The sequence below is a fragment of the Sphaerotilus hippei genome (assembly GCF_003201595.1).
Lineage (GTDB): Bacteria > Pseudomonadota > Gammaproteobacteria > Burkholderiales > Burkholderiaceae_C > Sphaerotilus > Sphaerotilus hippei.
In genome coordinates this window covers 136,460-149,706 of record NZ_QJJS01000011.1, presented here as the reverse complement: position 1 = coordinate 149,706, position 13,247 = coordinate 136,460, and the positions used below count along the sequence as shown (strand labels likewise).

The 13,247-nt window shown below is 71.5% G+C and carries 11 protein-coding genes; 9 read left to right on the top strand and 2 right to left on the bottom strand.

Features of this window, described 5'->3' with window-relative positions:
• Window positions 1–2: 2 nt before the first annotated feature.
• Window positions 3–584: a superoxide dismutase gene (locus tag C7444_RS12950; protein WP_110401268.1), complete on the bottom strand. Its 582-nt coding sequence runs from the start codon at window positions 582–584 to the stop codon at window positions 3–5.
• A 133-nt stretch (window positions 585–717) separates the two neighbouring features.
• Window positions 718–2,016, bottom strand: coding sequence for an exodeoxyribonuclease VII large subunit (gene xseA / locus C7444_RS12945; RefSeq protein ID WP_110401267.1), 1,299 nt, complete (start codon window positions 2,014–2,016; stop codon window positions 718–720).
• A 387-nt stretch (window positions 2,017–2,403) separates the two neighbouring features.
• On the opposite strand from xseA, the gene C7444_RS12940 reads away from it, so the two are divergent.
• From C7444_RS12940 to rpoD, 9 genes are all read left to right on the top strand, one after another.
• Window positions 2,404–3,033 (top strand): MotA/TolQ/ExbB proton channel family protein, encoded by a 630-nt coding sequence (locus C7444_RS12940; RefSeq protein WP_110401266.1) that lies wholly within the window; start codon window positions 2,404–2,406, stop codon window positions 3,031–3,033.
• A gap of 19 nt (window positions 3,034–3,052) precedes the next feature.
• Entirely contained in the window at window positions 3,053–3,481 is a 429-nt protein-coding gene (locus C7444_RS12935) for an ExbD/TolR family protein (protein ID WP_110401298.1), read from the top strand.
• On the top strand, window positions 3,478–4,578 hold the full coding sequence (gene lpxK, locus C7444_RS12930) for a tetraacyldisaccharide 4'-kinase (RefSeq protein WP_110401265.1): 1,101 nt from the start codon (window positions 3,478–3,480) through the stop codon (window positions 4,576–4,578). The genes C7444_RS12935 and lpxK overlap by 4 nt, the downstream gene beginning before the upstream one ends.
• A 9-nt stretch (window positions 4,579–4,587) precedes the next feature.
• Complete coding sequence (locus tag C7444_RS12925) at window positions 4,588–4,812, top strand: Trm112 family protein (protein WP_110401264.1); 225 nt, start codon at window positions 4,588–4,590, stop codon at window positions 4,810–4,812.
• Window positions 4,809–5,609 (top strand): 3-deoxy-manno-octulosonate cytidylyltransferase, encoded by an 801-nt coding sequence (gene kdsB, locus C7444_RS12920; RefSeq protein ID WP_110401263.1) that lies wholly within the window; start codon window positions 4,809–4,811, stop codon window positions 5,607–5,609. The genes C7444_RS12925 and kdsB overlap by 4 nt, the downstream gene beginning before the upstream one ends.
• Window positions 5,610–5,787: 178 nt before the next feature.
• The gene (gene adk / locus C7444_RS12915) at window positions 5,788–6,441 is read left to right on the top strand and encodes an adenylate kinase (RefSeq protein ID WP_110401262.1); all 654 of its coding nucleotides are present in this window, start codon (window positions 5,788–5,790) and stop codon (window positions 6,439–6,441) included.
• An 82-nt stretch (window positions 6,442–6,523) separates the two neighbouring features.
• Entirely contained in the window at window positions 6,524–8,428 is a 1,905-nt protein-coding gene (locus tag C7444_RS12910; RefSeq protein ID WP_110401261.1) for a gamma-glutamyltransferase family protein, read from the top strand.
• Between the two features lie 36 nt (window positions 8,429–8,464).
• Window positions 8,465–10,588 (top strand): DNA primase, encoded by a 2,124-nt coding sequence (gene dnaG / locus C7444_RS20650; RefSeq protein WP_110401260.1) that lies wholly within the window; start codon window positions 8,465–8,467, stop codon window positions 10,586–10,588.
• A 301-nt stretch (window positions 10,589–10,889) separates the two neighbouring features.
• Window positions 10,890–13,133, top strand: coding sequence for an RNA polymerase sigma factor RpoD (gene rpoD / locus C7444_RS12900; protein ID WP_110401259.1), 2,244 nt, complete (start codon window positions 10,890–10,892; stop codon window positions 13,131–13,133).
• Window positions 13,134–13,247: the final 114 nt, after the last annotated feature.

Genomic DNA, 13,247 nt, shown 5'->3' with positions numbered 1-13,247 from the left:
ACTCAGGCGTAGTTCGCGGCCGCGAAGTCCCAGTTCGCCAGCGAGCCCAGGAAGGTCTCGACGAACTTGGGGCGGGCGTTGCGGTAGTCGACGTAGTAGGCGTGTTCCCACACGTCGATGGTCAGCAGCGGCTTGTCGGCGCCGGTCAGCGGCGTGGCGGCGTTGCTGGTGTTGACGATGTCGACCGAACCGTCGGCCTTCTTCACCAGCCAGGTCCAGCCGGAACCGAAGTTGCCGACGGCGCTCTTGGTGAACGCTTCCTTGAACGCGGCGAAGCTGCCGAACTTGGCGGTGATGGCCTCGGCCAGCGCGCCGGTGGGCTCGCCGCCGCCCGCGGGCTTCATGCTGTTCCAGAAGAAGGTGTGGTTCCACACCTGGGCGGCGTTGTTGAACACCGGGCCCGACGACTTCTTGACGACTTCTTCCAGCGGGGCGCCGTCGAACTCGGTGCCGCCGACCAGGTTGTTCAGGTTGGTCACGTAGGCCTGGTGGTGCTTGCCGTAGTGGTACTCGAACGTCTCCTTGGAGATGTGCGGAGCCAGGGCGTCCTGGGCGTAAGGCAGAGCGGGCAGTTCAAATGCCATGGTCGGTGTCCCTTCGGTGTGACTGGAGAGCTGCCGGAGCAGCGGTTGAAGTAGCCATTTCAGCTGCAGCGGATTGTAGAGACGACTGCACGACGGTGCAGTGAGCGCCCTCGTCACGCAGCGCGACGCAGGGTCAAGCCTCGGCGGGCGGCGGCGCCAGCGGCTGGCGCGCGCTCACCTTGACCTGGAGCGTGCCGTCGGCCAGGCCCACCGTCAGCGTCTGGCGCACCCGCGCCTGCCCGACCGAGACGAGGCTGCGGCCCTGCTCGTCGGTCAGGTGGGCATAACCGCGCTGCAGGACCCGGGCCGGGTCGAGGGCGGCCAGGCGCAGGCCCAGCAGCGCCAGCGCCTGGGCCTGCTGGCGCCGCTGCCCGGCCACGCCGGCCTGCAGGCGCTGCTGCAGGCGCTCGAGCGTCCCGGCCTCGTGCTGCAGGCGCCGGGGCAGCGCCGCCTGCAGCCGCTGCTCGAGCAGCGCCAGCCGCTGGCCGTGGCCACGCAGCACCTGGCCCGGGCGGGCCAGCCGCAGCGCGAGCTGGTCGAGGCGCTGGTCCTCGCGGTCCTGGCGGCGCTGCACCGCCCGCTGCAGGCCCTGGGCGAGCTGCTGCAGCCGCAGCAGGCAGGCCCGCCGCTCGGGGGCGGCCAGCTCGGCCGCGGCGGTGGGCGTGGGCGCCCGCAGGTCGGCGGCGAAGTCGGCCAGCGTGAAGTCGGTCTCGTGGCCCACCCCGCAGACCACCGGCACCGGGCAGGCGGCGATCGCGCGCACCACCCGCTCGTCGTTGAAGGCCCAGAGGTCCTCCAGCGAGCCACCGCCCCGGCAGACGATCAGCACGTCGAGGTCGGCCCGGGCGGCCTGCGCCAGCGCCCGCACCAGCGCGGCCGGGGCCTCGGCGCCCTGCACCGGCGAGGGCAGCACGATCACCTCCACCTGGGGCGAACGCCGGGCCAGCGTGCTGGCGACATCGCGCAGCGCCGCCGCGGCCAGCGAGGTGATCACGCCGATGCGCCGGGCGTGCGCCGGCAGCGCCCGCTTGCGGGCCGCCTCGAACAGGCCCTCGGCCTCCAGCTGCGCCTTCAGCCGCAGGAACTGCTCCATCAGCGCGCCCGCCCCGGCGCGACGCATGCCCTCGACCACCAGCTGCAGCTCGCCGCGGGGCTCGTAGAGCGCCACCCGCGCGCGCAGCTCGACCTCCTGGCCGTCCTGCGGGCGGAAGTCGAGCAGGCCGGCCGCGCGGCGGAACATCGCGCAGCGCATGCTCGCGCTGCCGTCGGGCGCCTTGAGCGTGAAGTAGAGGTGGCCGCTGGCCGCCCGGGTGACCCCGCTGAGCTCGCCGCGCACGGCCACGGCGGCAAACCGGCTCTGCAGGGTGTCGCCGATGGCCTGCACCAGCGCAGCCACCCCCCAGACCATCGGTCCGGCACCGGTCGCCGTCATCGCGACGCTCCCGGGGCGGCACCAGTCATCCACAAGGCGGACCGGGCCGGACCCGGTGGGCACCACGCGCCGCCGCCGCACGCAGCTCCGTGCAAGTCATTGATTTTCAAAAGAATTCCATTGCACAAAAAAGCATCAATCCAACAAACATCCAGCACTGGCGCGGATTTCGGAGCGCTGACCACCGCTTGTCAACAAAGTTGTCCACAGATTCGGTGCATCGACGCCGGCCCTCGCCACCCCGTCCGCCCCCCTTACAAAGGGATACCGACCGTCGACCCCGGCGCCTCCGGGGCCTCCGCCAGCCGTCATAATCCGGCGGCCTGACGGGCGGGGCACGGGCTGCCCCGCGGCATCAGGCAATCGGCAAATTCCTGGGGAATCACGTTGTTTTCGATCATACAAGCGGCAGGTTGGCCCATTTACCCGTTGATCCTGTGCTCCGTGGTGGCACTGGCCATCATCATCGAACGCCTGACGAGCCTGCGCGCGTCCCGGGTCGCACCCCCGCAGCTGCTCGACGAGGTCCTGACCCTGACCCGCAGCGGCCTGCCCAGCGCCGACGTGGTGCAGAAGCTCGAAGCCAGCTCACCGCTGGGCGCGGTGCTGTCGGCGGGCATCCGTGCGGCCAGCGCCGGCAAGGCGGTGCCCGAGGCGCAGGTGCGCACCGCCTTCGAGGCCTCGGGCCGTGTCGTCGTGCACCAGCTCGAGCGCTACCTGAGCACGCTGGGCAGCATCGCCACCGCCGCGCCGCTGCTGGGCCTGCTGGGCACGGTGATCGGCATGATCGAGATCTTCGGCGCCCAGGCCCCGACCGGCGGCGGCGGCTCCAACCCCGAACTGCTCGCGCACGGCATCTCCATCGCGCTCTACAACACCGCCTTCGGCCTGATCATCGCCATCCCGGCGCTGATGTTCCATCGCCACTTCAAGAGCCGGGTCAACGAGCTGGTGCTGACGCTCGAACAGGCCACCGACCAGCTGCTGCCCCAGCTGAGCGGCGGGCGGCGCGGCTGAGGAAGGCACGGCCATGGCCATGAAATTCCGTCGTGCCCCGGTCGACGAGCCGGAGATCAACCTGATCCCCTTCATCGACGTGCTGCTGGTGGTGCTGATCTTCCTGATGCTGTCGACCACCTACTCACGCTACACCGAGCTGAAGGTGAACCTGCCGGTGGCCGATGCCGAGGTCGCGAAGACGCAGACCCGGGAGATCGTGCTGGCCGTGGCCGCCGACGGGCGCTACAGCGTCAACGGCACGCTGGTCCAGGGCAGCGGCATCGACCCGCTGGTGACCGTGCTGCGCGAGGCGACCGGTGGCGACACCGCCCTCCCGCTGATCATCTCCGCCGACGCGATGGCCGCGCACCAGAGCGTGATCAACGCGATGGACGCCGCACGCCGCGTCGGCCTGCACCAGCTGACCTTCGCCACGCAGCAGGGGCGCGGCGGCAACCGGCATTGAGCCCGACCCCGCCTCGAGGCGGCCCGGCGACACCGGCGCGCCTGCCCTGGGCGCTGCGCATCGAGGCGCACTGGCGACAGCCCGGCCTGCTGTGGTGGACGCTGCTGTGGCCGCTGTCGCTGCTGTACCGGGGCGCATCCGCCCTGCGCCGGCAGCTCTACCGGCGCGGCCTGCTGAAGGCGCACGCCCTGCCGGTGCCGGTGCTGGTGGTGGGCAACCGGGTCGCCGGCGGCGCCGGCAAGACCCCCACGACGATCGCGCTGGTCCAGGGCCTGCAGCAGCGCGGCCGCAGCCCCGGCATCCTCTCGCGCGGCTTCGGCGGCCGGCATGCGGTGCCGACCGAGGTCACCGCGGTCAGCAGCGCCACCGACGTCGGCGACGAGCCGCTGCTGATGCAGCGCCGCACCGGCGTGCCGGTGTGGGTCGGTCGTGACCGGGTCGCCGCGGGCCATGCGCTGCTGGCGCGCCACCCGGAGGTCGACGTGCTGCTCTGCGACGACGGCCTGCAGCACCTGAGGCTGCGGCGTGACCTCGAGGTCGTCGTGTTCGACGAGCGTGGTGCGGGCAACGGCCACCTGCTGCCGGCCGGCCCGCTGCGCGAGGCCGTGCACACCCCCTCGACCGCCCGCCGGCAGTGGCAGGTCTACAACGCGCCGCAGGCCAGCCTGGCGCTGCCCGGCCACCTCGCCCGACGCCGGCTGACGGGCCTGGTCGCGCTGGCCGACTGGTGGCACGGCCGCCCGCCCGACCCGGCCACCCTGCCCGACCTGCGGCCGCGGCCGATGCTGGCCAGCGCCGGCATCGGCCAGCCGGCCCGGTTCTTCGACGCGCTGCGCACGCTGGGCCTGGAGCGCCTGACCGAGTGGCCGCTGGCCGACCACCAGGACCTCGCCACCCTGCCCTGGCCGGCCGACACCGCCGACCTGGTGCTGACCGAGAAGGACGCGATCAAGCTCGACCCGCAGCGCCTCGCCCACGAACGCCCGGCGATGCGGGTGTGGGTCGCGCCGCTGGGCTTCGAGCTGCCCGAGGCCCTGCTCGACGAGGTCGCGCACGCCCTCGGGTCCAAGGACGGCGCACGCTCGCGGGCGAGGTAGGATTCCGCCATGGACACACGATTGATGCAACTCCTGGTCTGCCCGGTCTGCAAGGGCCCGCTGACCCGCGACACGCTGCGCGACGAACTGTGCTGCGCGGCCGACCACCTCGCCTTCCCGATCCGCGACGGCATCCCCATCATGCTGGAGCACGAGGCGCGCACCTTCGACCCGAACCCCGAACCGACGCTGCCGGCCCTGCTGTCGGACGACGGCGACCGGTCCCGGCCATGAGCACTTCCGGCCACCCCGACCGCTACACCGTGCTGATCCCGGCCCGGCTGGCGTCCACCCGCCTGCCGCGCAAGCCGCTGGCCGACCTGGCGGGCAAGCCGATGGTCGTGCGGGTGGCCGAGCGCTGCCGCCTCAGCGAGGCCGCGCGCATCGTCGTGGCCACCGACAGCACCGAGATCGCGCAGGCCTGCGGCACGCACGGCGTGGACTGCGTGCTCACGCGCGGCGACCACCCCACCGGCAGCGACCGGCTCGCCGAGGCCTGCCTGCAGCTCGGCCTGGACGGCCGGGACCGGGTGGTCAACGTGCAGGGCGACGAGCCGCTGATCGATCCGGGCCTGATCGACGCCTGCGCGCGGCTGCTGGGCCAGCGCCCGGACTGCGTGATGAGCACCGCCGCCCATGCGATCGACACGCTCGACGAGTTCCTGAATCCGAACGTGGTCAAGGTCGTCACCGATGCGGCCGGGCGGGCGCTGTACTTCTCGCGGGCGCCGATCGCCTGGTGGCGCGACGGCATGGCCGCCCTCGGCACGCCCGCCGGTGCGGCCGGCGCGCTGCCCGAGCCGGCGCCGCTGCGCCACATCGGCATCTACGGCTACACGGCCGGTTTCCTGCGCCGCTTCCCGACACTCGAGGCCTGCGCGCTCGAGCGCACCGAATCGCTCGAGCAGCTGCGGGTGCTGTGGCATGGCGAGCGCATCGCCGTGCACGTCTCAGCCAGCCGGCCGGGCCCGGGCGTGGACACGCCCGAGGACCTCGAGCGCGTGCGCCTGCACTACCGGACCCCCACCTGACAAGCCCGTGCCTACCCCAGCTGGGGGGCACGGCACCGGACTGGCAAGCTGCGTTCCAGTGACGAGTCCCTCGGCCGGACGTCAGTTTCGGCACAGGAGGCGCATGGTATTCTCGTCCGAGAAATCGCAGCCTGCCCCACGCTTGTCAGCGAACCATTTTTTAAGACCGAGGAGATCCATGAGACTGATCCTGTTGGGCGCCCCGGGCGCCGGGAAAGGCACGCAGGCTGCCTTCATCTGCCAGAAGTTCGGCATCCCGCAGATTTCGACCGGCGACATGCTGCGTGCGGCGGTCAAGGCAGGCACGCCGCTGGGCATCGAGGCCAAGAAGGTGATGGACGCCGGCGGTCTGGTCGGTGACGACATCATCATCGGCTTGGTCAAGGAACGCATCGCCCAGCCCGACTGCGCCGACGGTTTCCTGTTCGACGGTTTCCCGCGCACCATCCCGCAGGCCGATGCGATGAAGGCCGCCGGTGTCAAGCTGGACTACGTGCTGGAGATCGACGTGCCCGACAGCTCGATCATCGAGCGCATGAGCGGGCGCCGCGTGCACGTGGCCTCGGGCCGCACCTACCACGTCGTCTTCAACCCGCCCAAGGTGGCCGGCAAGGACGACCTGACGGGCGAGGACCTGATCCAGCGCGACGACGACAAGGAAGAGACCGTGCGCAAGCGCCTGGAGGTCTACCAGAGCCAGACCCGGCCGCTGGTCGACTACTACTCGTCGTGGGCCGCCACCGGCGACGCCGGCGCACCGGCCTACCGCAAGATCCTGGGCCTGGGCACGGTCGACGAGATCACGGGCCGCGCCCTGACCGCGCTGGCCTGAGCCCGCCACCCCAGCCGAGGTGACCAGCCGCCCCATCCGGGCGGCTTTTTTGTGGCCGTCGCGGCCCGATCCCCCCTGCGCCATGCCCCACGACACGCCGTTCCCGGGTCGGTACCGACCGCTCGCGCTGGCCCTGCTGCTGGGCCTGGCGGCCTGCACGGCATCCCCTCCGGTCGCCACGCCCGCACGGACGCACGCACCAGCACCAACGTCAGCCGACCCACCGGGCAGCGACCCGCGCCAGCCCGAGATTGCCACGGACCAGCGCCTGGGCAGCGGCCGGCAGCCGGCGGCCGAACGGCGCTTCCGGAACCAGGCGGTGGCCGCCGCCCATCCGCTGGCGGCCGAGGCCGGCCTGCGGATGCTGCGGGACGGCGGCTCGGCGGTCGATGCCGCCGTGGCGGTGCAGGCGATGCTCGGGCTGGTCGAGCCGCAGTCCAGCGGCATCGGCGGCGGCGGCTTCCTGCTGGTGCACGACCCCCGTGACCCGCACGCCCCTCCGGTCGCCTGGGACGGACGGGAAACCGCCCCCGCCGCGGCCGATGCGCGCCAGTTCCTCGGCCCGGAGGGCGAGCCGATCGGCTTCGACCAGGCCGTGGCCAGCGGCCGGGCCGTCGGCACGCCGGGGGTGCTGGCCATGCTGGAGGCGGCCCACCGCGAGCACGGTCGCCTGCCGTGGGCACGGCTGTTCGAGCCGGCGATCCGGCAGGCCCGGGCCGGTTTCCCGGTCGGTGCCCGGCTGGCCGCGCAGATCGCCGGTGATGCCCGGCTGCGGGCCGATGCCGGGGCCCGCGCGCTGTTCTTCCACCCCGACGGCCGGCCGCTGCAGGCCGGTGAGCCGCTGCACAACCCCGACTACGCGGCCGTGCTGGAAGCCGTGGCCCGGGACGGCGCGCAGGCCCTGCACCAGGGCCGGATCGGCCGGGCCATCGTCGCGGCGGTGCAGCAGCCGGCGGACCGGGCCGGGCGGCTCGAGGCCGCCGACCTGCTCGGCTACCGGCCCGTCCGGCGCGAGGCGCTGTGCCTGGACTGGCGCCGCTGGCGCCTGTGCGGCATGCCCCCGCCGTCGTCGGGCATGCTGACCATCGGACAGATCCTCGGGCTGCTGGAACAGGTCCGGCCCCCGTCGCCGGCCGACCTCGAGGACGGCCTGCCCGGGGTCGAGTCGCTGCACGCCTATGGCGAAGCCGCGCGCCTGGCGTTCGCCGACCGCGACCGCTACATCGCCGACCCCGCCTTTGCCCGCGCGCCCGGCGGCGACTGGACCACCCTCTGGCGCCCCGACTACCTGCGCCAGCGCGCCCGCCTGATCGGCCCGCGCAGCATGGGCCGGGCGCTGCCGGGCCAGCCCGCGCCGGCGCCCCTGGCGCTGGCCGACGACCGCAGCCCGGAGGTGCCGGCCACCTCGCACCTCTCGGTGGTCGACCGGCACGGCATGGCCGTGGCCATGACCACCACCATCGAGGCCCAGTTCGGCTCGCGCCGGCTGGTGAACTCGGGCCAGGGCCTGGCCGGCGGCTTCCTGCTCAACAACGAGCTGACCGACTTCAGCTTCGTGCCCGAGGTCGACGGCCGCCCGGTCGCCAACCGGATCGAGCCCGGCAAGCGGCCCCGCTCGAGCATGGCCCCGACGCTGGTCTACGAGCGCCGGCCCGACGGCCGCCGCGGCCCGCTGGTCGCCAGCCTCGGCTCACCCGGCGGGGCGGTGATCATCCACTACGTCGCCCGCACGCTGCTGGGCCAGCTCGCCTGGGGCCTGTCGCCGCAGCAGGCCATCGAGCTGCCGCACGCGGGCTCGCTCAACGGCCCGACGCTGCTCGAACGGGGCCAGTGGCCGCGTGCCACGGTGCAGGCGCTGCGCGAGCGGGGCCACGAGGTGCGTGAGGTCGACCTGCCCAGCGGCCTGCACAGCCTGACGCGCCACCACGACGGCGGCTGGATCGGCGGGGCCGACGCACGCCGCGAAGGGGTCGTCGTCGGCGACTGAGGGCGCGGCGGCCGGCCGCTTCGTTAGACTCGGGCGGTGATCCCTCAAGGCTTTATCCAGGACCTGCTCGCCCGCGCCGACATCGTCGACGTGGTGGGCCGCGCCGTACCGCTGAAGAAGGCGGGCATCAACTACAAGGGCCTGTGCCCCTTCCACGGCGAGAAGAGCCCGAGCTTCGTGGTCAGCCCGTCGCGGCAGACCTACCACTGCTTCGGCTGCGGCGCCCACGGCAATGCCGTGGGTTTCCTGATGGAGCACACCGGCCTGGGTTTCGTCGAGGCCGTGCGCGAGCTCGCCCAGGAGATGGGCGTGACGGTCCCGGAGGACGACGTCAGCCCCGAGGAGCGGGCCCGGGCCGCCCAGGCCCGCGAGCGCCAGGTCAGCCTGACCGAGGTGATGGCGCGCGCCGCGGCCCACTACCGCGGCCAGCTCAAGGCCAGCCCGCGGGCCGTCGACTACCTGAAGGCACGCGGGCTGACCGGCGACATCGCCGCCCGCTTCGGCCTGGGTTACGCCCCGGCCGGCCGGCACACGCTGGCGAGCTGCTACCCGAAATACGACGATCCGCAGCTGGTCGAGGCCGGGCTGGTGATCCACAGGCACGAGCCGGGCGAGGAGGAGCGGCGCTACGACCGCTTCCGTGACCGCATCATGTTCCCGATCCGCAACCCCAAGGGCGAGGTGATCGGCTTCGGCGGACGCATCATCGACGCGGGCGAGCCCAAGTACCTGAACTCGCCGGAGACGCCGCTGTTCGTCAAGGGCCGCGAGCTCTACGGCCTGTTCGAGGCCCGCACCTCGATCCGGGAACGCGGCCATGTGCTGGTCACCGAAGGCTACATGGACGTGGTCGCGCTGGCCCAGCTGGGCGTGCCCAACGCCGTGGCCACGCTGGGCACGGCCTGCAGCGGCGAGCATGTGGCCAAGCTGCTGCGCTTCAGCGAGCACATCGTCTTCAGCTTCGACGGCGACGCCGCCGGCCGGCGGGCGGCCGGGCGGGCGATGGAGGCGGTGCTGCCCCATGCCAGCGACACGCGCAGCTTCCGCTTCCTGTTCCTGCCCGCCGAGCACGACCCCGACTCCTTCATCCGGGCGCACGGCACCGAGGCCTTCGAGCGCTGCATCGCCGAGGCGGTGCCGCTGTCGACCCAGCTGATCCACGCGGCGCGGGAAGGCTGCGACCTGGCGACCCCCGAAGGTCGCGCGCGCATGCTGGCCCAGGCCCGTCCGCTGCTCGAGCAGCTGCCGTCGGGCCTGCTGCGTGAACAGCTGCTGGTCGAGCTGGCCCGGGACGGCGGCCTGTCGCCCGAGGTGCTGGCCCACCACTGGCAGGAGAGCGCCTCCCGCCAGGCCGCGCGGGCCGGCCCGCGCGGTGCGGAGCCGTCACCACGGCGCACGGCCCCCGCCCCCGCAGCCACCGGTCCGGCCGGACCCGACGCGCCCTGGGCCGACTGGGACCAGCCCGACGGCCTGTCCTCCGGTCCGCCCCCCGACCATGTCCTGCCCCCGCTCGAGGCCGAAGGCGGGCACGGCGGCTGGTCGTCCGGCGCCGCGGCGGCCCCTTCACGCCCGAACCGCGAGCCCTACCAGGGAGGTGGTGGCCGCTCCGGCGATCGCCCCTGGAACCGCAAGGGCGGCCCCGACGGGGGCAAGCGCCCCTGGAAGGACCGCAACGCCCCGTTCGAGCCCCGCCTGCCACCACCGCGCACCACCACGCTGCTCGACCGTGCGGCCTGGCTGCTGGTGCACGACATCGGGCTGTGGCTGCAGCTGTCGGCCGCGCTGCACGACCTGCTGGTCGAGCAGCCCGCGCCGTACGGGCCGTTCTTCGCCGCGCTGGACCGACTGGTCAACGACCAGGGCCCGCTGCCGGCCGACACCGTGACGCGCGACCTGCAGCAGCTGGCCGAGGCCGACGAGGCCTCGGGCCTGAGCCTGCTGCTGCGCCGCCTGCAGGGCCTGCACGAGCTGATCGACACGACGCTGGCCAGCGGCGAGCTGCAGGCGGTGCTGCACCGGCTGCGGCTGCAATCGGTGGAAGACGAGATCGGCCTGCTGCTGGAGTCGGGCGACCTCTCCGACGAGGCGGTGGAGCGGCGCAACCACCTGATGCAGCTGCGTGCCCGGCTGAAGAAGGACCCGGAGAATGCCGACGCCTGAGCCCCGTTCGGTACAGCGTGTAAAAAGTAGGCGATAATCTTGCGTTTTCGACGACGGCAAGAGTGACAGCAGTGCATGCCGGCCCCGGCCACCCGCGACACGGGTCAAAAATCAGGCCAACTTCCCCGCCAGCACTGTCCAAGCAGACGTTCACGCAGCTTGCCCGCCAGACGACGAGAGACCTCCGCGGCACCGACCCGATCACCCGGGCAGCGCCCCGGAGGCGGACGCACTGGTCCATCGACTCTTGCGATTCTGGTCCCGAGCCCCACCGTATACGAGCATCCAGCCGAGGAAGCGCATGACCGCGAAGAAGACCGCCCCCGAGCACGACAGCGACGCCCCCGAAGTCGCCTCCAGCGACGCTGCACCGGCCAAGACCGTGCGTGTTGTCAGGAGCACCCGTGCCGCCGGCAAGACCACTGCTGCCAAATCCACCGAGGAAGGTGGCGCCAAGCGGGGTCGCAAGCCCAAGGTCGCCGCTGCCGCGGTCGAGACGAAGAAGGCCGACAGCAAGCCGTCGCTGGAAGGCGATGAAGACTTCTCGGACATCGAGGCCGAGCTGGAAGTCGAGGTCGAGGCCGAAGTCGAGACCACCGTCGAGGAAGTGGGCGAGGACAAGCCCAAGGCCAAGCCGCTGCGCATGAAGGTCAGCCGCGCCAAGGAGCGCGCGCTGATGCGCGAGTTCGGCCTGGACGAGACCACCCTGACCGAAGAGGAAGTCAACAAGCGCCGCTCGGAGCTGAAGACCCTCATCAAGATGGGCAAGACGCGCGGCTTCCTCACGCACCAGGAGATCAACGACCACCTGCCCGAGAAGCTGGTCGAGAACGAGATCCTGGAAGCCATCATCTCGATGCTCAACGACATGGGCATCGCGGTCTACGAGCAGGCGCCCGACGCGGCCACGCTGCTGATCGCCGGCGGTGGCACGACCACCTCGACCGAAGAGGAAGCCGAAGAAGCCGCCGAAGCCGCGCTGTCGACGGTGGACTCCGAATTCGGCCGCACGACCGACCCGGTGCGCATGTACATGCGCGAGATGGGCACGGTCGAGCTGCTCACGCGTGAAGGCGAGATCGAGATCGCCAAGCGCATCGAAGGTGGCCTGCAGGCCATGATGCTGGCGATCTCCGCCTCCCCCGCCACCATCGCCGAGATCCTGACGATGGCCGAGCGCATCCGCTCGGGCGAGGACCAGATCTCCGCCATCGTCGACGGTTTTGTCTCCGACAACGAGGCCGACGACTACGTCGCCGAGGAAGACTTCGACGAATTCGACGACGAGGAAGACGACAGCGGCGGCTCGCGCGCACTGACCAAGAAGCTCGAGGAGCTCAAGAACGTCGCGCTGGGCAAGTTCGACACGCTGCGCCAGAGCTTCGAGAAGATGAAGGCCGCCTACGAGAAGGACGGCTACAAGTCGGCGGGTTACGCGACCGCGCAGGCCTCGATCAGCTCGCAGCTGATGACCATCCGCTTCACCGTCAAGACCATCGAGAAGCTGTGCGACATGCTGCGCTCGCAGGTCGACGACGTGCGCCGCTACGAGCGTGAACTGCGCAAGATCGTGGTGGACCGCTGCGGCATGTCGCAGGAGTACTTCATCAAGTCCTTCCCGCCCAACATGCTCAACCAGGCCTGGGCGGAGACCGAGATCGCCGCGGGCAAGAACTACAGCGCCGTGATGAGCCGCAACCTGCCGGCCATCCAGGAACTGCAGCAGAAGCTGACCGACCTGCAGACCCGCGCGGTCGTGCCGATCGAGGACCTCAAGCTCATCAACAAGCGCATGAACGAGGGCGAGGCCAGCTCGCGCGAAGCCAAGCGCGAGATGATCGAGGCCAACCTGCGCCTCGTGATCTCCATCGCCAAGAAGTACACCAACCGTGGCCTGCAGTTCCTCGACCTGATCCAGGAAGGCAACATCGGCCTGATGAAGGCGGTCGACAAGTTCGAATACCGTCGCGGCTACAAGTTCTCGACCTACGCCACGTGGTGGATCCGTCAGGCGATCACGCGCTCGATCGCCGACCAGGCCCGCACCATCCGCATCCCGGTTCACATGATCGAGACGATCAACAAGATGAACCGCATCTCGCGCCAGCACCTGCAGGAATTCGGCTTCGAGCCGGACGCGCCTTCGCTGGCCGAGAAGATGGAGATGCCCGAGGACAAGATCCGCAAGATCATGAAGATCGCGAAAGAGCCGATCTCCATGGAAACGCCGATCGGGGACGACGACGACTCGCATCTGGGCGACTTCATCGAGGACACCAACAACACCGCGCCGATCGAGGCCGCGATGCAGTCGGGTCTGCGCGACGTGGTGCGCGACATCCTCGACAGCCTGACGCCGCGCGAGGCCAAGGTGCTGCGCATGCGCTTCGGCATCGAGATGTCCACCGACCACACGCTGGAAGAAGTGGGCAAGCAGTTCGACGTGACGCGCGAGCGCATCCGCCAGATCGAGGCCAAGGCCATCCGCAAGCTCAAGCACCCGAGCCGCTCGGACAAGCTGCGCACCTACCTCGACAACCTCTGAGCGCGGCACGCCCGCGCGCTGGCGGCCACGCCGCCCACCCCACGAACGAGGGCCCTGCATGCAGGGCCCTTTTGTTTGGCGAGGCCCCGTCCGTGCGCACTGCTTCACGCTGTC